Source organism: uncultured Flavobacterium sp., assembly GCF_963974175.1.
Taxonomy (GTDB): Bacteria; Bacteroidota; Bacteroidia; order Flavobacteriales; family Flavobacteriaceae; genus Flavobacterium.
The window spans coordinates 164,662-185,955 of record NZ_CAXBBR010000006.1; the positions used below are offsets into that span (position 1 = coordinate 164,662).

15 protein-coding genes and 1 riboswitch are annotated in these 21,294 nt (G+C 34.0%); of the genes, 10 read left to right on the plus strand and 5 right to left on the minus strand.

The features are described 5' to 3' along the window. Nucleotides 1–17 precede the first annotated feature (17 nt). The 4 genes from AAC069_RS11495 to AAC069_RS11510 all read left to right on the plus strand — a co-directional run bounded on the left by AAC069_RS11495 (nucleotide 18) and on the right by AAC069_RS11510 (nucleotide 6,410). Complete coding sequence (locus AAC069_RS11495; protein ID WP_339920610.1) at nucleotides 18–2,504, plus strand: DUF5686 family protein; 2,487 nt, start codon at nucleotides 18–20, stop codon at nucleotides 2,502–2,504. A gap of 92 nt (nucleotides 2,505–2,596) precedes the next feature. Then, a complete protein-coding gene (locus AAC069_RS11500; RefSeq protein ID WP_339920611.1) occupies nucleotides 2,597–3,205 on the plus strand; it encodes a DNA-3-methyladenine glycosylase 2 family protein in 609 nt (202 codons plus the stop codon). 101 nt (nucleotides 3,206–3,306) lie between these two features. Next, complete coding sequence (locus tag AAC069_RS11505; RefSeq protein ID WP_339920612.1) at nucleotides 3,307–3,837, plus strand: inorganic diphosphatase; 531 nt, start codon at nucleotides 3,307–3,309, stop codon at nucleotides 3,835–3,837. A 116-nt stretch (nucleotides 3,838–3,953) separates the two neighbouring features. Next, nucleotides 3,954–6,410, plus strand: a complete 2,457-nt coding sequence (locus AAC069_RS11510; protein WP_339920613.1) for a sodium-translocating pyrophosphatase — start codon at nucleotides 3,954–3,956, stop codon at nucleotides 6,408–6,410. A 98-nt stretch (nucleotides 6,411–6,508) separates the two neighbouring features. Here AAC069_RS11510 and AAC069_RS11515 read toward each other — a convergent pair whose 3' ends face one another. Then, the gene (locus AAC069_RS11515) at nucleotides 6,509–7,123 is read right to left on the minus strand and encodes a deoxynucleoside kinase (protein ID WP_091088809.1); all 615 of its coding nucleotides are present in this window, start codon (nucleotides 7,121–7,123) and stop codon (nucleotides 6,509–6,511) included. Then, nucleotides 7,123–7,914 carry a hypothetical protein gene (locus AAC069_RS11520; RefSeq protein WP_339920614.1) on the minus strand — a complete coding sequence of 264 codons (792 nt, stop codon included), beginning with the start codon at nucleotides 7,912–7,914 and terminating at the stop codon, nucleotides 7,123–7,125. The genes AAC069_RS11515 and AAC069_RS11520 overlap by 1 nt, the downstream gene beginning before the upstream one ends. A gap of 122 nt (nucleotides 7,915–8,036) precedes the next feature. Here AAC069_RS11520 and AAC069_RS11525 point away from each other — a divergent pair, with 122 nt between their 5' ends. Both AAC069_RS11525 and AAC069_RS11530 read left to right on the plus strand, forming a co-directional pair. Beyond that, nucleotides 8,037–8,915: a GLPGLI family protein gene (locus AAC069_RS11525; RefSeq protein ID WP_339920615.1), complete on the plus strand. Its 879-nt coding sequence runs from the start codon at nucleotides 8,037–8,039 to the stop codon at nucleotides 8,913–8,915. Nucleotides 8,916–8,971: 56 nt separating this feature from the next. Next, nucleotides 8,972–11,707: a carboxypeptidase regulatory-like domain-containing protein gene (locus tag AAC069_RS11530; RefSeq protein ID WP_339920616.1), complete on the plus strand. Its 2,736-nt coding sequence runs from the start codon at nucleotides 8,972–8,974 to the stop codon at nucleotides 11,705–11,707. A gap of 71 nt (nucleotides 11,708–11,778) precedes the next feature. Here the strand turns inward: AAC069_RS11530 and metK are convergent, their stop codons facing one another. The 3 genes from metK to AAC069_RS11545 all read right to left on the minus strand — a co-directional run bounded on the left by metK (nucleotide 11,779) and on the right by AAC069_RS11545 (nucleotide 16,588). Then, nucleotides 11,779–13,029 (minus strand): methionine adenosyltransferase, encoded by a 1,251-nt coding sequence (metK, locus tag AAC069_RS11535; protein ID WP_339920617.1) that lies wholly within the window; start codon nucleotides 13,027–13,029, stop codon nucleotides 11,779–11,781. A gap of 446 nt (nucleotides 13,030–13,475) precedes the next feature. Then, complete coding sequence (locus AAC069_RS11540; protein WP_339920618.1) at nucleotides 13,476–15,428, minus strand: DsbA family protein; 1,953 nt, start codon at nucleotides 15,426–15,428, stop codon at nucleotides 13,476–13,478. Further along, nucleotides 15,425–16,588, minus strand: coding sequence for a pyridoxal phosphate-dependent aminotransferase (locus AAC069_RS11545; protein ID WP_339920619.1), 1,164 nt, complete (start codon nucleotides 16,586–16,588; stop codon nucleotides 15,425–15,427). The genes AAC069_RS11540 and AAC069_RS11545 overlap by 4 nt, the downstream gene beginning before the upstream one ends. Before the next feature lie 1,122 nt (nucleotides 16,589–17,710). Here AAC069_RS11545 and AAC069_RS11550 point away from each other — a divergent pair. The 4 genes from AAC069_RS11550 to AAC069_RS11565 all read left to right on the plus strand — a co-directional run bounded on the left by AAC069_RS11550 (nucleotide 17,711) and on the right by AAC069_RS11565 (nucleotide 20,997). Further along, complete coding sequence (locus AAC069_RS11550; RefSeq protein WP_339920620.1) at nucleotides 17,711–18,016, plus strand: hypothetical protein; 306 nt, start codon at nucleotides 17,711–17,713, stop codon at nucleotides 18,014–18,016. Between the two features lie 188 nt (nucleotides 18,017–18,204). Then, nucleotides 18,205–18,402: a hypothetical protein gene (locus AAC069_RS11555; protein WP_339920621.1), complete on the plus strand. Its 198-nt coding sequence runs from the start codon at nucleotides 18,205–18,207 to the stop codon at nucleotides 18,400–18,402. Between the two features lie 582 nt (nucleotides 18,403–18,984). Then, nucleotides 18,985–20,259, plus strand: a complete 1,275-nt coding sequence (locus AAC069_RS11560) for an O-acetylhomoserine aminocarboxypropyltransferase/cysteine synthase family protein (protein WP_339920622.1) — start codon at nucleotides 18,985–18,987, stop codon at nucleotides 20,257–20,259. A 531-nt stretch (nucleotides 20,260–20,790) separates the two neighbouring features. Continuing rightward, nucleotides 20,791–20,997, plus strand: a complete 207-nt coding sequence (locus tag AAC069_RS11565) for a hypothetical protein (RefSeq protein WP_339920623.1) — start codon at nucleotides 20,791–20,793, stop codon at nucleotides 20,995–20,997. A 176-nt stretch (nucleotides 20,998–21,173) separates the two neighbouring features. Beyond that, a riboswitch (SAM riboswitch) is annotated at nucleotides 21,174–21,282 on the plus strand. The last annotated feature ends 12 nt before the right edge of the window (nucleotides 21,283–21,294 follow it).

The window sequence follows — 21,294 nt, forward strand, 5'->3', positions numbered from 1 at the left end:
TTGTTTTAAATAGAATTATGAAAAAGAATTTTTTATTTATTGTCTTTCTTTTATTGATGATCTCCAATGCTGTTTTTGCCCAAACAAAAGTGAGCGGTATCATTGTAGATAAATTAGATCAACCTGTCCCTTTTGCAAATATAGCGTTCAAAGATTCTAGGGAGGGAACTGTTGCTAATGAAGATGGGCGTTTTTATATTGAATCTGCTAAAACATATACGACTTTAGTAATTACTTCTGTTGGTTTTTCAGATCGGGAAATTGCCTTGGAAAAAGCGGTTAGCTATAACTTTAGGGTGCTGTTGAAAGAGGCCGAAAGCTTAAATGAAGTTGTTATTTTTACTGGTAAAACATCAAAAAAGGATAATCCTGCGCTGGATATTCTTAGAAAAATATGGGAGAGAAAGCGTAAAAACGGATTGTATCTTTTTGATCAATACCAAATGGAAAGGTATGAGAAGATTGAGTTTGATATGAACACAATTGACAGTGCTTTTATGAAAAATAAACTGTTCAGAGGAATGGAATTTATTTTTGATCATGTCGATACTTCCAGGGTTACCGGAAAGACGTATTTGCCGATTTTTATAAATGAAACCTTGTCAGATATTTACGGAGATAATAAACTGAAGAAAGTAAAAGAAAAAATAAAAGCCAATAAAAGCTCTGGTTTTAAGGGGAATCAGCAATTGCTATCTTTTGTAAAAGATTTATACTCAGATTATAATGTTTATGATAATCACCTTACCTTTTTTGACAAAAGCTTTACCAGTCCTATTTCTACAACAGGAATTGATGTCTATAACTATGTACTGAGAGATAGTGCTTATATCAATAATAAATGGTGTTACAACATCGTGTTTTATCCAAGACGTAAGAACGAATTGACTTTTAAAGGTGATTTTTGGGTAAATGATACAACCTACGCTATTAAGAAAATTAATATGGCAGTTACTAAAAGTGCTAATATTAACTGGGTGAAGGATATTTATTTAGAACAGGAATTCGATGTTGTAAATGATTCTGTTTTTCTGTTGACCCGTGATTACTTAATGTCAGATTTTGCAGTAAATAAAAAAGAAGATTCAAAAGGACTTTATGGAAAGCGCACATCTTTCTACGGGAATCATGAGTTCAATAAAGAAAAACCTTCGTCTTTTTATAAAGAAGAAGTCGCTTATGCTAATGATTCGATCTACAATAAGTCAGATCAGTACTGGCATAAAAACCGTTATGAGAACTTAAGTAAAGATGAGTTGGGTGTTTATAGGATGCTTGATACCTTGCAAACGGTTAGGAAATTCAAACAAATAACAAGTTTAGTTACTGTGCTTGCCAGCGGCTACGTCAATTATGGAAATTTTGATTATGGACCTATTTTTTCCACTTTTGGATTCAATGAAGTAGAGGGAGTGCGTTTGAGAGCCGGAGGAAGAACTTATTTTGGTACTAATGATACTTGGAGATTACAGGGATACACAGCCTATGGTTTTAAAGATGATAAATTTAAATACGGACTATCAGGAAAGTGGATGGTTGACAAACGAAATAGAATTATCCTGTCAGGGGGAAATAGGAGAGACGTAGAACAAATTGGTGCGAGCTTAACCACTACAAATGATGTTTTAGGTCGAAGCTTTGCCTCTTCTTCTCTATTTTCATCTGGAAGTAATGGGAAGTTGACTAATATCAATTTGAGTAATGTTGCTGTCGAAATCGAACCAATAAAAAACCTGACCTTTCAAACCGGTTTTTCTTATCGAACATTAGAATCTGCTTCGCCAACATTTAGTTTGGATTACTATACAGATGCTGGACAAACTGCTACAAAAAGTGATGTGAAACAGTCTGAAGTGAGTTTTCAGATTGAGTATACGCCAAAGCGAAAAACGATTGGGTATGCTGTAGAGAGAGACAATGTAGATAGCCCTTTCAGTAGGTTTTTTGTAAACTATAGCCATGGATTCAAAGGATTGTTAGATAGTGATTTTAAATATGAAAAATTACAATTGTACTATAAACAGCCTATAATCATTGGTCCGTTAGGACGAACAAATATTACTATTGAGATGGGAAAAACTTTTGGCACAATTCCTCTAGGTCTTATGAGTGTTATTCCTGGGAATCAAACTTATTTTACTATCGACAACACCTTTAGTAATCTTAATTTCTACGAATTTGTGTCTGATCAATATGCAACGCTACAATGGGATCATAATTTTGGAGGGCGTATTTTCTCCAGAATTCCATTTATGCGAAAACTAAATTGGAGAGAAATCATTGGAGTAAAAGGCGTTTACGGAACCATTTCAGATGCTAACAGAGCGATAAATGCTTCGGGTCTGCAGTACAATGCTCCTGAAAACGTGTATTGGGAGTATAATGCCGGAATTGGGAATATCTTCAAAGTGTTCCGTATCGATTTTGCCTGGAGAGGAAATTATTTAAATACACCAGATACGCAGCGATTTTCAGTAAAAGGATCTTTTGGTTTTTATTTTTAGGAGCTATTTCCAGCTATTCGTTGCAATCTTTTCCTTTTTAAAGAAAAAAGGAAAAGGATTTCCACTTCTATCTGGGCTAAAAAAATCAGCGCATGAGAGAAGCTATAGAATATCTTTCGGAAGTAGACCCAATTTTCAATATCATAATTGAAAAATACGGAATACCAATCAGACCAAAACGGCCACAAGGTTTTGAGACGCTAGTGCTGCTGATTTTAGAACAGCAAGTGTCTATTGATTCAGCTAAAGCTACTTTTTTGAAATTAAGGGAAAGGATAAAAATCTTTGAGCCGACTCTTTTGATAGGTTTAGCGGATGAGGAGTTTAGACTTCTTGGCGTAAGCCGACAAAAAACATCCTATATCAAAGCGTTATCCTTGGCAGTGCTTAGCAAGAACATAGACTTGGAATCTTTGGCGGGTAAAACGCCGGATCAGGTACGGGAAGAACTTATCAAAATCAAAGGAATAGGAAACTGGACTATCGACGTCTATTTAATGTTTAGCCTTCAAGCTCCAGATTTACTTCCACTGGGAGATGTTGCGGTAGTAAATACAATCAAAGAATTACTCGATATTCACGAGAAAGAAGCCATGGAAGCGCATGCTGAAAAATGGAGTCCGCATCGCTCCATTGCCACTTTTCTATTGTGGCATTATTATCTCAAAAAAAGAAATAGGACAATAGTGTATCAATATTAGTTTTTTTGCTATTTAATGTGTAGATAAGAGCAATTTTATATTGTAAAAACAGATGGTTTGCTTATTTTTGTTGCGATTATCATAGAAAAGAAAAAATTAAAATGACTGCAGACAAAATAAAAACTTTCGATGTACTTATCGAAATTCCAAGAGGAAGTAGAAACAAATATGAATACGATTTCGAAATAAGAAGAATGCGTTTCGACAGAATGTTGTTTTCATCAATGATGTACCCAGCTGATTATGGATTTATTCCTGAAACTCTTGCGCTAGATGGTGATCCACTAGATGTATTAGTTTTAGTAAACGAGCCTACTTTTCCTGGATGTGTTATGGAAGTAAAACCTATTGGTGTTTTTCACATGGCAGATGATAAAGGGCCGGACGAAAAAGTAATATGTGTACCAGTATCTGATCCAATTTGGAATTCATTGAATGATTTGTCAGATATGAATCCACACTTATTAAAAGAAATAGAACATTTCTTCCAAGTTTATAAAGATCTTGAAAACAAAACAGTTGACGTAGGTGGATGGGGAGATGTTAATGAAGCATACGCCATTATTAAAAAATGTACCGATCGTTTTGATCAAATTGAAAATAAACCAGAGGGATTATTCAGTATTAAGTAATAAATACCCCTGTATTTTATAAAAAAAGCAACATTCTGTTAAGAGTGTTGCTTTTTTGTTTAAATTCGTTTTTGTACTATATTGATTATTAACCAATAACCAAAAAAACCAAATTTATGAATACAATTATGATTTATTTGCCAATTGTCATGGCAATTGTAGGGCTTCTGTTCATGTGGATTAAAAGATCTTGGGTATTAAAACAGGATGCCGGCGACGGTAAGATGAAAGAAATTTCAGATTATATTTACGAAGGTGCATTAGCGTTCTTAAAAGCAGAATATAGGTTACTCGCTTTCTTCGTAGTTGGAGCAAGCATCGTTTTAGCAGGATTGTCTTATTTTGTTCCTACTACACATATTTTAATAGTTGTTGCATTTGTTTTCGGTGCAGTTTTCTCAGCTCTTGCAGGGAATATGGGAATGAAGATTGCAACAAAAACAAATGTTAGAACTACACAGGCGGCACGAACAAGTTTGCCGCAAGCATTAAAAGTTTCTTTTAGTGGTGGAACCGTAATGGGACTAGGTGTTGCCGGTTTAGCTGTTCTAGGTTTAACTTCTTTCTTTATCTTTTTCTTCCATTTCTTTATGAATGGAACATGGACTTCAACTGAGGACATGACCATCGTCTTAGAAACATTGGCTGGTTTTTCTCTTGGAGCCGAATCAATCGCCTTGTTTGCCCGTGTGGGAGGTGGTATTTATACAAAAGCGGCCGATGTTGGAGCTGATTTAGTAGGGAAAGTAGAAGCAGGAATTCCAGAAGATGACCCACGTAATCCAGCTACGATTGCTGATAACGTAGGAGATAATGTCGGGGATGTTGCCGGAATGGGTGCAGATTTGTTCGGGTCATACGTAGCGACAGTTTTGGCAGCGATGGTTCTTGGGAACTACGTTATCAAAGACATGGGAGGAAGTATAGATGATGCCTTTGGTGGTATCGGACCTATTTTATTGCCAATGGCAATTGCCGGTTTCGGAATCTTATTTTCGATTATAGGAACCATGTTAGTTAAAATTACTGATGAAAATGCTAAAGAAGCACAAGTACAAAAAGCGTTAAATATTGGAAACTGGGTTTCTATAGGTTTAACAGCAGTAGCTTGTTATTTTTTAGTACAATATATGTTGCCAGCCAATATGAAAATGGAATTTTTTGGTGAAGGAATGCAAGACATTTCCTCGATGAGAGTTTTCTATGCTACGATTGTTGGGCTGGTAGTGGGTGCTGTTATTTCATCTGTCACAGAATATTACACGGGATTGGGAACAAAACCAGTGATGGCTATTGTTCAAAAATCGAGTACTGGAGCAGGAACTAATGTAATTGCAGGTTTAGCAACAGGAATGATTTCTACATTTCCTACCGTTTTATTATTTGCTGCTGCCATTTGGACTTCTTATGCACTTGCAGGATTTTATGGAGTAGCATTAGCTGCTTCAGCTATGATGGCGACTACAGCGATGCAATTAGCTATCGATGCTTTTGGTCCAATATCTGATAATGCAGGTGGAATTGCTGAAATGAGTGAATTGCCAAAAGAAGTACGTACACGTACTGATATCTTGGATTCGGTAGGTAATACGACCGCTGCTACTGGAAAAGGATTTGCTATTGCTTCGGCAGCATTGACTTCGTTAGCATTATTTGCAGCATATGTAACTTTTACGGGAATTGACGGGATTAATATTTTTAAAGCTCCTGTTTTAGCGATGTTATTCGTAGGGGGAATGATTCCGGTAGTGTTCTCTGCATTAGCGATGAACTCTGTTGGTAAAGCCGCAATGGATATGGTGTATGAAGTACGCCGACAGTTCAAAGAAATTCCTGGAATTATGGAAGGTACTGGTAAGCCAGAATATGCAAAATGTGTTGATATTTCGACTAAAGCCGCTTTACGCGAAATGATGCTACCTGGAATTTTAACGATTGGTTTTCCTATTGCCATTGTGCTTCTTGGGAAACTGGTTTATGGGGACAATAATCAATTAATTGCAGAAATGCTTGGAGGATATATGGCTGGAGTTACTGTTTCTGGGGTTCTTTGGGCAGTTTTTCAAAACAATGCCGGAGGTGCTTGGGATAATGCTAAGAAATCTTTTGAAGCAGGCGTAATGATTAACGGTGAGATGACTTACAAAGGGTCTGAGGCGCATAAAGCTGCCGTAACTGGTGATACTGTTGGAGATCCTTTCAAAGATACTTCTGGACCATCGATGAACATATTAATTAAATTGACTTGTTTGATAGGTTTAGTAATGGCACCAATTTTAGGAAGCGGAAGTCATACTATTACGGATAAAGCGCGTTGTTGCATTACGACTGGCGCATGTACTTCAATGTCTAAAGAAGAATGTGTTGCTAAAGGTTGTACTAATGCAGCTTGTGAGCATATGAAAGGGGCGCATATGATGCAGGAAGTTTCTAAACAAGTGACTATTGAGAAAACAAATGTTAATGGTGCAGTTGTCGGTACAGTTACAACTACTGTAAACGGTCAAGTGGATACAAAAGTTTTTGAAGGCACTGACGCTGAAGTTCAAGCAAAAATTGATGCTTTAAAATAATTATATGCTTTGTTATAAATGAAAAATGCCTCGCGAAAGTGAGGCATTTTTTTATAGTAAGGTTGTATTTTTTTTATTTTAAGATGAGAAGAATAGGGCTAAAATAATCCGTTCAACTCAGCATTAATCTTGTTTAAAATCATTCCTAAATCCTCTGGATTGTCGACAAAGTTAATGTTGTCTACGTCAATAATTAATAATTTTCCGCGATCGTAGGTATGAACCCAGGCCTCATAACGCTCGTTTAATCGGCTTAAATAATCAATAGAAATTGAGTTTTCATACTCACGTCCTCTTTTATGTATTTGTCCTACTAAATTAGGTATCGAACTTCTTAAATAAATTAATAAATCAGGGGCTTTTACCGTCGATTCCATTAATTCAAAAAGCGAAGAATAATTCTGAAAATCACGATTAGTCATCAAACCCATTGAGTAGAGATTTGGTGCGAAAATATGGGCATCTTCATAAATCGTCCTATCTTGAATGATTTTCTTTCCGCTCTCGCGTATTTGGATCACTTGACGGAAACGACTGTTTAAGAAGTAAATCTGTAAATTAAATGACCAGCGTTCCATTTGGTGATAGAAATCATCGAGGTACGGATTGTCAACGACATCTTCATAATGAGGCTCCCATTTAAAATGTTTTGCCAATAAACGCGTTAGTGTCGTTTTTCCCGATCCGATGTTTCCTGCTACTGCTATGTGCATTACGGTGTTGTGATTTTATAATTTATAATTCCCTTCGATGTAAAAATAGATAAAATTTGGTCTTTGTAACAGAATTTTTTAAACGTTTTTTCTGAAATATCAATTTCATGTTTTTGTTTTTTCTCTAAGTCTTCAAAAAACAGCTTACTATTTTTAGAGTAGATAAATTGAGAGTCATTAATGATCTCAATAGTATCGAAATCTGGCGTTTTGCCTTTAGTTTTTATTTTCCCGAAGGCATCGCAAGAGTACCAGTTGTTTTTGTTGTCTATCCAATAGAAGGTATTGAAATCAGTTTGATAGTATTTGATGCTTTCTGGAAAAGGTGTAGATATTGTTTTGTAGTCATTTTTTATATAATTAAAAAGACCAATCTGCTGGTTCAAACTATTATAAATCCAAAGCCTATTTTGTGCAGCAATTCCAATTGCTGATGCCGCTATAGGACTTGTGTTTTCTGAAAAGTTTACTTTTTGCGTTTCATTTAATTGATTGTCCAGTAAGATAACGGTATTGAAATTCTCATAGAAAAGCACGATTTTTAGTGGGTTTCTAATGTCGACTTTTGCTATTTTTCCAAGAGAGGTGTTTTTATATTCTAATGATTCAGTGTCATTCGTTTTATGTAGAACGTTATCCTTTATATAGTAATAGAATTCAAACTGATCATAACCAATGAAATCATCAGCAATGATATTGAAGGTGTCTGTTGTAATGGTTTCAAGCTTAATGTTTTGACTAATAGCGGTCCAGGTCGATACTAAAGTAATGAAGAGAATTATTTTTTTCATATATAGCTAAATTACGATTAAACCTTTTATAATTATTGAAGTCTTAATTTATTTATAATAAGATTGTAACAAAAAGATAAACGGGAGGTCTTACCATAATAATTTTTTAAAAGTTAAAAGTCATGAAGAAAGTAATTTTAGTTTTAGCATTTAGTGCGTTTGGCTGTTTAGGTTTGCAAGCACAGGAGTTCCAAGGTCTGGCTGTATATGAATCAAAAACGAGCACGGCTGATTTTAAATCGAATTTTGCAGGTAATAGGGAGATGACTCCTGAAATGCAAAAATCAATTGAAGAACGTATGAAAGGTATGTTTGAAAAGACCTTTATTCTGAATTTTGACAAATCGGCTTCAGTATACAAAGAAGAAGAAAGATTAGACGCTCCAGGTCAAGGAGGCGGAATGAGAATGATGGCTTCAATGACTGGTGGCGGCGGAACCTTATATAAAAATGTTAAAGAGAAACTGTATGCTGTTGATAAAGAATTTATGGGAAAGGAGTTTCTTGTAAAAGATTCATTAGTAAATTATCAATGGAAAATGGAGGGCGAAACTAGAGTTATTGGAGGGTATAATTGTTTTAAGGCGACAACCGTGAGACCAGCTAGTAAAACTGATTTTAGAAATTTTAGACCTAAAAAAGAAGATCCTGCAGCTGCTAAACCTGCTGATGGTGAAAAGAAAACAAATTTCATGGATAATTTAGAAATGCCTAAGGAAGTGACTATAACAGCTTGGTATACACCTGAGATTCCGGTAAATCAAGGTCCTGAAAATTATTGGGGATTGCCAGGTTTGATTTTAGAAATTAACGATGGTAAAACTGTTATATTATGTTCGAAAATTGTACTAAATCCTAAAGAAAAAACGGTAATAAAGGCACCAGTTAAGGGGAAAGTGATTTCTCAAAAAGAATATGATGAAACGGTTATAAAAAAAATGCAAGAAATGCGTGAGATGAACCAAGGTCGTGGGGGTGCGCAAATGAGAATGGGTAATTAAGAATATTCATAATTTGGAAATTATCTAAGTAAATTATTATAACATACTTGCACTACATGAAAACAACAATACAAATTGCTTTTCTTTTTATTACCTCTATTTTTTATTCCCAATCTATAAAGTTGGATGGATTTATTACAGATTCCAAATCATTAGGACTTGAAATGGCAAATGTCATGGCCGTAAATGCTAATACAAAAGCAATGGATGCCTATGCAATAACTAATGACAAAGGGAAGTTTTCTCTTAACTTGAAAGCCAATACACGTTACAGCATTAAGATTAGTTTCTTAGGGATGCAGAATAAAGAAATAGAGATTGTTACTGTTGCTGAAGATATAATTAAAACGATTGTTCTTGAAGCGGGAGGTATTGAGTTAGACGGCGTAGAGATTGTGCGAGAGATGCCAGTTTCTATAAAAGGAGATACTATTGTATATAATGCTGACTCTTTTAAAACAGGGACAGAAAAGAAGTTAGAAGACATCCTGAAAAGATTGCCTGGAGTAGAAGTAAATGCCGATGGAGAAATTGAAGTTGAAGGGAAAAAAGTTACACAGATGCTGGTTAACGGAAAGAAATTCTTTGAAGGGGACACTAAATTAGGGTCGAGGAACATACCGGCTGGTGCAGTTGATAAAATTCAAGTTCTGAGAAACTTTTCTGAGGTGGGTCAATTGAAAGGATTAGAAAACAGTAATGATGATGTTGCCATTAATATTAAATTAAAATCTGGTAAAAATAAATTTTGGTTTGGTGATATTTCGGCTGGAACAGATTTTGTGGATCGGTTTATTATCAACCCCAAGTTGTTTTATTACAGCCCAAAAACAAGTGTTAATGTCATTTCAAACTTTAATAACATAGGAGACGTTCCGTTTTCTAACAGAGATTATTTTAGATTGACAGGAGGATCCAGAAACACAATTGGAAGAAGCGGAACAAATTTCAATGTTTCAAGCAACGATCTGGGGATTTCTACCCAAAGGGATAATAAAGCTAAAAGTATTGACAATAAGTTTGGGGCAATCAATATAGCTCAACAGATGTCTAAAAATTGGAATATTAGTGGTTTTGGAGTGCTTTCTTCAAATAAAACAATTTCGGACACACAGACTAAAATTGGGATATTCCAGCCCAACTCCACTGCGATAAAAACAAACGAAAGCAGATCTGATTTTTCAGATTTAAGAAACAATTTGGCTATTATTAAATTGGGGTCAAAGTTTAAGCCTAATGTGAACTTTCAATTTGATTATGACATATCGTTAAGAAAGTCAGATCAAACAGAGGATAATGATTTGCTAACTAATTCGGTTACCTATGATTCCAACGGCGATAAATCCCAGAGTAATAGTATAAAGTCGTTTAAAAAGCAAAATCCCATAGCGGTAAATCAGAGTGTGAATATTTTTTGGACTCAGAATAAAAAAAGTACTTGGGCATTTGAGATGCAACATTTGTATCAAGACGAAGACCCATTTTACAATCCTGATTTACAAAATGATCCCTTTCCATTTTTAGGTTTTGATTCAACTCAACGCAGTTTTAATATTAATCAAAATCGATTTGTCAAAACAAATAAATTAGATGTAAAAGCAGACTATTATTACTCGTTAACAGCTAAAAGTAATTTGAATGTAACTGTTGGAAATACAAAATCTCATCAAGATTATAGTTCGTCAATTTTCCAGCTTTTGGATAATGGGGATGAATCTATATTAAATAATGATGAATATAAAAATGATGTGAAATATGGATTTAACGATGCCTACTTAGGAGTACATTATAAGTTTATTACAGGTAAATTCACTTTTAACCCAGGGCTAAGTCTACACAAATACAATACGTTTAATGAGCAATTAAGTACTAAACAGGAAGATAATTTCTCTAGAGTACTACCTGATTTGTTTGCTCAGTATCAGATTAAGAAATCGGAATCTTTAACCTATAATTTTAGGAAAGCAAATGTATTCAATGATATTAATTCATTTGTTCAGGGATATGTTTTTTCAAACTTCAACTCTTTCAATAGAGGGAATAGATTCTTAGAAAACGCATTGCAAGAAACACATTCCTTACGGTATTTTAAATATAATTTATTCAATTTTACTACTGTTTTTGGAAACTTAAATTATAGTAAAACAACTGATCCTGTTGTAAATAGAGCCTATTTTAATGGGATAAACCAAGTGAGTGAAAAAGTAAATGCTAATTTTGAAAACGAGAGCATTAATGGAATAGTTGGATATCAACGTTCATTCCTGAAGTATTACAAAGCCTCTGTTAATTTAAATTTGAATTGGTCTAAATTTAATAGCTTAAGAGCGAATCCAAATGACCCTTCAAATCCTTTAATAGATTTCGTACAAACAACTGAATCTTTCTCTCAGACCTATCGAGGCTCGATGGGAACTCAATTTAAAATTTGGCCTAATTTAGAATTGGGGTATTCGTTAACATTGAACGATTATCAAAATACAGTTTTTAAAACAAAACAACCATTTGTGAAATTTGATTATTTCTTCCTAAAAGCATTTTCTGTAACTGCAGATTATAATAATTATACCTATTCAAACTCTGAAGGGACAATAAATAATAAGTATGAGTTTCTAAACTCTAGCTTTAGTTACCGTAAAAAAGATGCTAAAATGGAATATACAGTGGCTGCAACAAACTTATTGAATACTAAAACTATAAATGATGATACCTTTAGTCAAACTGGATATCGATCGTCACAGTATTTAGTTCAGCCTAGATATGTTGTATTTTCATTGAAATATAATTTATAAACAAACTGTGTTTAAATAAAAAACCAGCTCAATTGAGCTGGTTTTTTTATGTCTTTTAATTGAAAATATAATTACAATCCAAAAGCGTCTTTCACTTGGTCAACAAAATCTAATTTCTCCCAAGTAAATAACTCAACTTCAACAGTTTTTGTTAATCCTCCTGGAGCAAAGAAAGTTTTAGTAACCGTTTCTGGCGTACGTCCCATGTGTCCGTAAGCTGCAGTTTCACTATAGATAGGATTTCTTAGTTTTAAACGTTGCTCAATAAAGTAAGGACGCATATCAAAGATAGCTTCTACTTTCTTAGCAATTTCGCCGTCTCTTAAGCTTAGTTTTGACGTTCCGTAAGTATCAATGAATATTCCCATGGGTTTCGCTACACCAATGGCATAAGAAACCTGAACTAGAATTTCGTCAGCTACACCAGCGGCAACTAAGTTTTTAGCAATATGACGTGTAGCATAAGCTGCACTTCTATCCACCTTACTTGGGTCTTTTCCAGAGAAAGCACCACCACCGTGAGCTCCTTTTCCTCCGTACGTATCTACAATGATTTTTCTTCCTGTAAGTCCTGTGTCTCCATGAGGGCCTCCAATTACAAATTTACCGGTTGGGTTAATATGATATTGAATAGCGTCATTAAATAAATGAGCGTGAGCAGGATTTTTAGCAATGATTCTTGGAATCAAAATCGACACTAGGTCTTTTTTAATTTTAGCAAGCATAACTGATTCTTCATCAAAATCATCATGTTGAGTAGAAATTACAATAGCATCAATACGTGTAGGTTTGTTGTCATCACTATATTCTAATGTTACCTGTGATTTAGCATCTGGGCGTAAATAAGTAATTTCATTATTTTCACGTCTAAGAATAGCTAATTCTTGTAATAATTTATGAGATAAATCCAAAGCCAATGGCATGAAGTTTTCCGTTTCATTAGTAGCGTAACCAAACATCATTCCTTGGTCACCCGCTCCTTGATCTTCAGGATTAGCTCTGTCAACACCTTGGTTTATATCTGCTGATTGTTCGTGAATAGCAGAAAGAATACCACAAGAATTGGCTTCAAACATGTATTCACTTTTGGTGTATCCAATCTTTCTGATTACTTCACGAGCAATATGTTGCACGTCTAAGTAAGTATTTGATTTTACTTCACCTGCTAAAATTACTTGACCTGTAGTCACTAAAGTTTCGCAAGCTACTTTTGAATCAGCATCAAATGCCAAAAAATTATCAATTAATGCGTCTGAAATTTGATCTGCAATTTTGTCTGGGTGTCCCTCACTTACAGATTCTGACGTAAATAAATATGCCATAATAAATATAAATTTAAAATTAAGGGAGGAAAAATAATTGCGGGAAATACTAAAGTAGAGTTTCTGCTTTAGCATTTTTTCTACTGAAAATTTTTCAGCATCCATAATGAATTCGTTTCATTATGAAGAGGTTGCAATCAGTTCAAATTTTTCCTCTTGTAATTGAGTGCAAAGGTATGAAACCATTTTGAATTGTAAATTAAACTTAAGTATTTTTTTTAAGTTAAAAGGGTTGCAAACCATAAGGGCATAAGTTAGTGTTATTTGGGCGTGCCTCCATTAGTAAAATAAGCCATCTAGTTTGAGGGTAATGGCTCATTTTATTAATGCTGTCGTGCTATTCGTTGCAAGTCCTCAATAAGTTTCGCTATCGCTACACTTGTTTGCGGGCTTTTCACTGCTATCACTCACGCGGGTTTGGGGAAATCTTATTAACATTTAGAAAATTACCAAACACTACTTATCTTCTTTTTTGATTTTATAGAATACGTCCACACCATGCCGTTTTTACTGTCATATTTTTCAATCTTTCCTTGATGATACAAATCATTTAAAATTAGATTGCTCTCCTCAACACTACAATCACTTATAAAAGCATATTCTGTAACGGTCATGTTATTAAATCGTTGGAATAGCGATTCTGGACTTAGTTGGATGTTGTTTTTTGTAACATTGGGTATGAATTCTCGAATGATTTCTTCAAATTTTTCATACGGTTGTAAGCCTGTTATGGATGTTTTTATTTCGTTGTCTATAGAAAACAATATTGTTGGAAAAGTAGTAACTTTTAGTTTTTTAGCATAGTCTAAATCTTCATTGAATAAATCTAGCCCTTTGCCATTTATATCTTTTAAAAGCAATGCCGAATCCAAACCACAAGTCAAAGCAGCTTTTTCAATTTCGGGCCATTTGCTAATATTCCTTTTTTCGATAAAAATCATTTCCTGTAAACGTCTTAAAAACGAAATTGCTTTGTCGTTACTTTGAATCTGAGCTGCTTTAAATGCAATCGACGGTGGGTAGGAGGAATGCAGTGGGTCTTCAATCCAGATGTCGCCATCCAGCGGAGTTTTGTGTTCCTTACTTACCTCTTCCCAATGCTTGGCAGCATCCAATGGGTTTTTGATTATGCCACGATCATAATTTGTCCAGGATGGCAATAAGCCACCCATGTGATATTGAATGTCAATATAGTCACCATACTCTAATTTTAGCTTTCTTAAAACTGGCTGAATCACCCAGCAAGTAGAGCAAATAGGATCTGTAAAATAAGTAATTTTAAGAGGCTTATTAACGGGCTCTTTTTTGTCTTTGTCAGTTACCAAAGGCAAGATATAGCCTCTTTCGCTGTGTTTTTCAGGTTCCAAAAAGATTGTTTTCAGCAATCGTCCTTGTTCTAAATGATTGGTAAGGTCGCTGTAGCGTTCTTGATAATAGGTATCAAAAGCTTGTTCAATCGAGGAAGAATTCATCAAGGTTTTGGTCAAAGTTTTAGCGTCAAGAAGAGCGTTAGTTGTTCCTGCACTCGTAAACGGCACCGCCAGATGAGCCGCATCACCTATCAATACTACGTTCTCTTTATGAAAAATAGGCAAAGTATCAAAATCTCTAGTTTTCCAGATGTAAGAAGTGCTGAAATCATTGGCGTCGAGAACGTCCCTAACTTCGTCGGGGAAATCGGTAAGCATGTCATAGCAAAATTTTTGAAGCGCTTCAGGGCTTTTTCCTTCGTCTCCAGATGCTAGTTTGACATCATATTGCATAAACCAAACCGATTCATTACAGGAAGCTGGAATAAAGCCAAACGCCAAACCTTTGATTTTACTTTGGTATTTCTGAAAAACAACTTTTTCAGGATCGTCTATGGCTCGCTTTTTAGAAATCCCTACAATCTCATGTACTGCTATTGGAGTAAAATTGACTTTTCCAAATAGCGACTCTCTTACTTTAGAATTGCTTCCATCGGCACCAATAAAAATGTCGCCATATTCGATTTCACCATTTTCAAAAACCGCCGCAATCGCAACATTGTTTTCGTATAAAAAATGAGAAAACACACGTCCCATTATTAAATTTTTTTTTGAAAAAAAAGAATATAAGTGTGAAATGAGATCAACACGTTTCATACAATGCCATCCGTCTAATTTGATTCGGATTTCTTCATCGCCGTCGGGTCTTTTTAAACTGAATAAATTGACGTTTTGTTTGTGTAAAGCAGAGCTTTGTTCTTTCGAAAACTCAGATAAAATTGAAAGCCCATCAGCACTCATCAAAAATGCATGTCCTTGATTGACCATACTTGCTGATCTCTCGCTGATAACAACATCCCAGTTTTCTTTTCGCAGCAGTAGTCCCATTGTAAGACCAGCTATACCGCCGCCTAATATAACTGCTTTCATATTAAAACGGTTTTAATTCTGTCCATTGCTTCATAAATCACTTCTTCAGAGGTAGCAAAACTCATTCGAATATGACCTTCGGCACCTTCTCCAAACCATTGTTTTAATCCTGGTACAACGGCTACTTTTGCTTCTCGTAATAAGAGGTCATAGATTTCTTGGCTGGATTTCTTGGTTTCGGTAATATTCGTAAAAGCAACATAACAGCCATCAGGAGCAATGCAATTAAAACCAGGTATAGTATTCAATTCGTCCACGATAATGGTTCTAACCTTTGTGAGATGCGTGACAAAATTATCTAGATAATACCCGCATTCGTTCAAAGCAGCACTGGCAGCCACTTGTGATAAAACAGTAGCGCCATGTACGGTGGAATTATGCAAAGAAGTGTCCATTAAAAGTTTGAAATGATTGTGATTGTGTGCAATTACAGCACCAATTCGTAAACCGGCAAGGCCATAGGATTTACTAAACCCAGTAATGGTAATGGTTTGATTTCGTATTTCTTCATTGATAGAAGCGATACTGGTAAATACAGCTGGTAAAAACACAATGTCACTCCATATTTCGTCAGACAAAATAATCAAATTGTGTTTACAGGCAATTTTCCCCAGAGTTGTAAGTTCACTTTTAGAAAATACTTTTCCCGTAGGATTTAAGGGATTGCACAAGCAAATCATTTTGGTGCGTATAGTAATGAGCTTTTCCATTTCCTCAAAATCGACATTTGAAGTTCCTGCTGGAATAGCAAACGGAACCGCTTTTCCTCCCACATTTTCAATAGAATATCGGAATAAAAAATCAACTGGGTCAAAAATAATGGCTTCGTCGCCAATGTTTAAAAAAGCTTTACAAGTCAAAAAGATGCCAAAAGCTGCGCTGTCCACGGGAAAAGCAAACTCAGGTTGCACAGGAACATTTCTCCGTTGCTGAAAATAAGTAGCTATGCTGTCTTTAAACTCAGGAAGTCCTTCGGGAGGCGTGTAGCAAAAATAACGGTCTTTTGCAAACTTAGCGATTGCGTCGGCAATTTCAGGAGCACTTTTAAAATCAGGATCCGCAGCAGTAAGCGGAATAACACCTTCAGGAACTGTTGCCCATCTTAAATTATAGGCGCGTTTTTTAAGTAAGTCAAAATCGATTGCATTGTTTTGAAACATTGTATGTGTAGGTTTGAGATTTGGGGCGCATTGAAAGGTCAATTACGTATTTCAAAAATAAGTGTTTTTTTAATTAGTAGGAACTTCTTCTGTTTAATTATTCGTAATATAATAATCCGATGCGCCGTGTAGTTAAAAAAAAAGGAAAATCTAATTGTTGATATTGTGGTGTGAAGTACTATTTATTTGAACTATAAAAAAAAGATACAGAATATCTACAGTTGTAATTGCTTCAAGTTTTTTGATTTTAGATAATTATATTAAAAGTGATAATAGTATTATCTACATTCAAGTAATTTTTTTGAGTCTGTCCAGTACAGCCAAGACGAGCTTTTTTCTCTGTGGGTAGAGATTTAGAACAGCTATTAGTCATGCTAGTTTTGTGAATTTAAGGATTTTTTTGTGAAATAGGAAGCTTGGATTTCTTGCTAAATTCTGAAAACCACAGCATTTGTTATAGACAAAATCATAATCTGTCTTGTTCAATTGCGCAGGTTTTAAGCCTGGTGTATTTGAATTAATGCTAAAAGAAGTCTTGGCCTAAAGCCTTAATTATACGGGAGTAAGCTTTGTTCAATAAACAAAAGTTTATATGTATTACGTTACTAAACGAATCCTCGCATGTGGCAAACAAGCTGAAGCTATATGTTTTTACTTTCTTCGCGTCAATAGTAATGAATGTTTTATAAAAAATGTTTTACAGAATAAATAGCCATATTAATAGCTCCTTTGTGTAATTATTAATGAAGCGCTATACGTTAGTTGTTTTTTACTTAATAATTTAATGACACACTGTTTACTTATGATTGAAATCATAAAACTATTTTAGTCTCGTTTTAGCGCTGATGCGAAAAGACGAATTTTTATGACTTTTTTCTGAGCTATCATTCGCTAAAAACGTAATGTATCTGATATTGTGGTTTTTAAACGAGTATATTTTAGTTCATTAATGTTAGTTGTTAAATTTGTTAAAGCTATAAATCGATAGATAGAAAGACTTTATATTTTTTTAAATTAAATGTCTTATCCTGTTTTTTAAAACAGGAAAGGGGAAATACCTCAAACTATACTAAACGTAAGCTAGGAGTTAGGAATAAATTATTAATCAAAAAACACTTTATTATGAGAGCAATTGAAAAGGTTTTAGTACTTGAGAAAACAGCTAAGGGAAAAGAAAATACCGGAAATGAAAAGTGGGATAGATATCTGGATGATTATAATAATTACGTTAAAGAATACAATAAGCATTATCTGAATGCACTAAAAGGAGATGAACGATCTATTTCATTGTATCCCTATATGAAAGAGAAATGGGAAACGTTGAAGAAACGACTTGTTAAAGCATACAACAATAAGCGATTGAGCGATCGACAAATTCGAAGAGTAGTCAAAATTAACACGAAAATTGTTAAAGCTTACTTTAAGTGAAATTACTTATCAGGTAACCGTAATGAAAGAATTGTTATAGCGTTTTTATAGGCGTATTTTATCTTTGTCTTTAGTGGTTATGTAGTGTTAGCAATAGTGTAGATTATAATGAATGGAAGGATTTAGGCTAAAGGATTTAAGTAGCTTAAATAGGAGAGAGAAAAAACAAACTGCTAAAAATAATTATCATGAAAACATCAAAAACAACTTCGTTAATACCAAATTTCGAAAGCAAGTTACAAAAAGGAAAAACGGGAGAGCCAATTGTTGATTTAGTTCACCCAAGGATTCAAGTTAGAAGAACCAACTCTTTTGGATCAAAAAAGGCTTCAAGTTCATTAATGGTACAAATGTATTCTCAAGAAAATGAAGTGCTGTTCATATAATTGAAAGTTGATTCTAAATTAAAGAAATGTAATATGAGCAAAAATACTTTGTGGTATTTAAAATAAATCTATTATCAAAAATAGTATTAAGTTGTATAGATTTTTTTTAAATAATTGATTAGTTGTGTTTTAACAGAAAGGCTTTTATTTGTTATTTTTTAAAATATATTAGGATATATAAATTATTGTGAGCAAATTTGTTCCAACAAAAGAAGGATATCATGAATTTAAATGTTTGTAATAAGTCAAAATCCATGCAGGAAAATTCCTGAGGGCAGTCTATTGCGTTAATTTAAAATCTTAAATATAGCAAAAGCTTTCCTCAAAAAGGGAAGCTTTTTTTTGAAAACTAAACAAAGATATTTTTTAAAATAATAAATAATAATTCAAAATGATTCATCTAAATTTTAAGCAAATCACTAAATCTGTTGTCAAGTCTATGATTTGTGCAAAAGCCATGATGTGTGTTTGTTTCAGGTGATCCAAAGTATAAGTTTATAATACAACTTAAAACCCTTTTGGATACCTATCTAAAAGGGTTTTTCATTTAATAAAAAAGAATAAAATCAAAAAACTAAAATTATGAGTACATTAAAATTTGAAACGAATGCCTTACACGCCGGACATGATGTAACAAAACACGCAGGGACAAGAGCAGTGCCTATTTACCAAACATCATCTTATGTGTTTGATAATTCAGAGCATGCGGCTAATCTATTTGGATTAACCGAGGCAGGTTATATTTATACAAGATTAAATAATCCAACAAATGATGTTTTAGAACAACGCTTAGCAGCACTTGAAGGAGGAATTGCGGCAGTTGTCACTGCATCTGGAACAGCAGCAATTGCAACAGGTTTATTGACCATGTTAAAAACGGGAGATCATATTGTAGCTTCAAGTAGTTTGTACGGTGGAACATTTAATTTACTAAATGCTACTTTACCAAGATTAGGAATCACAACTACTTTCGTAGATCCTTCGGATGCGCAAAATTTTGCCAAAGCTGCCAATGACAATACCAAAGTTATTTTTGTAGAAAGTTTAGGGAATCCTAAGTTAGATGTATTGGACTTAAAAGCGATAGCAGCAGTAGCTAAGGCTTTAAAAGTGCCGTTTGTAGTTGATAATACGGTTGCTTCACCTGCTTTGTTAAACCCTATTGCACATGGAGCGAATATTGTAATTCATTCTTTAACTAAATACATCTGTGGTAATGGAACTTCATTAGGTGGTGCTATTATTGATGCTGGAACTTTCGATTGGAGTAGTGGTCGTTTTCCTGAATTCACAGAACCTAATCCTGGTTATCATGGTTTAGTGTATCATGATGCATTAGGAGCTGCTGCTTATATAGCAAAAGTTAGAATCGAAGGACTGCGTGATTATGGAGCGGCTTTGAGTCCTTTCAATGCTTTTCAAATTATTCAAGGATTAGAGACATTATCCATTCGTGTGAAAAAACACAGTGAAAACGGATTAGCTTTAGCACAATGGTTAGAGTTGCAAGAGCAAGTTGCTTGGGTAAATTATCCAGGATTGAAATCAAGCAAATATTATGATTTAGCACAAGAGTATTTACCAAAAGGACAAAACGGATTAGTGACCTTTGGTTTAAAAGGTGGTTTTGATGCTGCTAAAAAAGTAGCGGATGACACAAAATTGTTTTCGCTTTTGGCAAATATTGGTGATACAAAATCATTAATTATTCATCCATCAAGTACAACGCATCAACAATTATCAGAAGAGCAACAATTAACTTCTGGAGTTTCTAAAGATTTGATTCGTCTTTCTGTCGGATTAGAGGATATTGAAGATTTAAAAGAAGATTTAAAAGCTGTTTTTGATTCATTATAATTAGAGCACTTTTAAAGTTTTTTTAATTCTAAAGATGATTTTTGGTTGTAAATGATGTCAAATGTTAATATTGACCATTTTTTTAATTAGTTATATGAAATTATCGTTAAATCATTGTGAATCATTTGGAATATGTAGAATTAAGTGAGATATTTGTTGAAGAAAAATACCGAAAATGAATTTAAATATTTATAAACAATTTGTAGTCGTATCGAAGAAATTCGGGAGCTTGTAATTGCATTAAATTATATAAAAATATAATATAGCAAAAGCCTCCCAAGATAATTGGGAGGCTTTTATTTTTAAAGAAATAGTAACTTTTAAGTTAAATAAATCAAATGAAGATATTTTTAAATAATAAGATTCAGATCCTTGTCGCAATGTTTTGCGCAAAGTTCTGTTGATTCCAAAAGTATAAGTTTTTATAGCTTAAATCCTTTTGGTAATGTTTCCAAAAGGATTTTTTTTATAATAGAAAATAAGAATTAAAATATAATAATAGAAAACAAACAACTTAAATATATATATATCATGAGCGCACCAAACAGACTTTCAAGGGCATTGGAACTTCTTAGAAACTTAAGAGGCAAAAAAAACAGTAACAATGTAATTACAATTGATGAACTAATTAATCCAAGATTGGGTATAAATATGTCAAAAGGGAAAAACGCTAAAAATGTAGTCAACTCATTACAACTTTTGATGTATTCAAAAGAAAATGACACACTTTTTATTTAATTGAAAGTTATTCAATATAGCTTTTTACACGTGAGGAATTTCTGAATTGTTTGATTCAGCGAGGTCTTGCGTTTTTTTGTTAAATATATTTTTCACTAATAATCACAATGGTAAAAGTTTGGTTGTTATAAAAATATGTAGTTAATTTGCAGTAATAAGTTCACACACGTATTGAAATGTTATAAAGAAAGGACGAGGGATTAGACCCGATGAAGCCTTAGCAACCCTTCGAGAAATCGAAGAAGGTGCTGCATTCTACCACTTCCAAAAGTGGAAAGATAACAACAAGAATTTCTC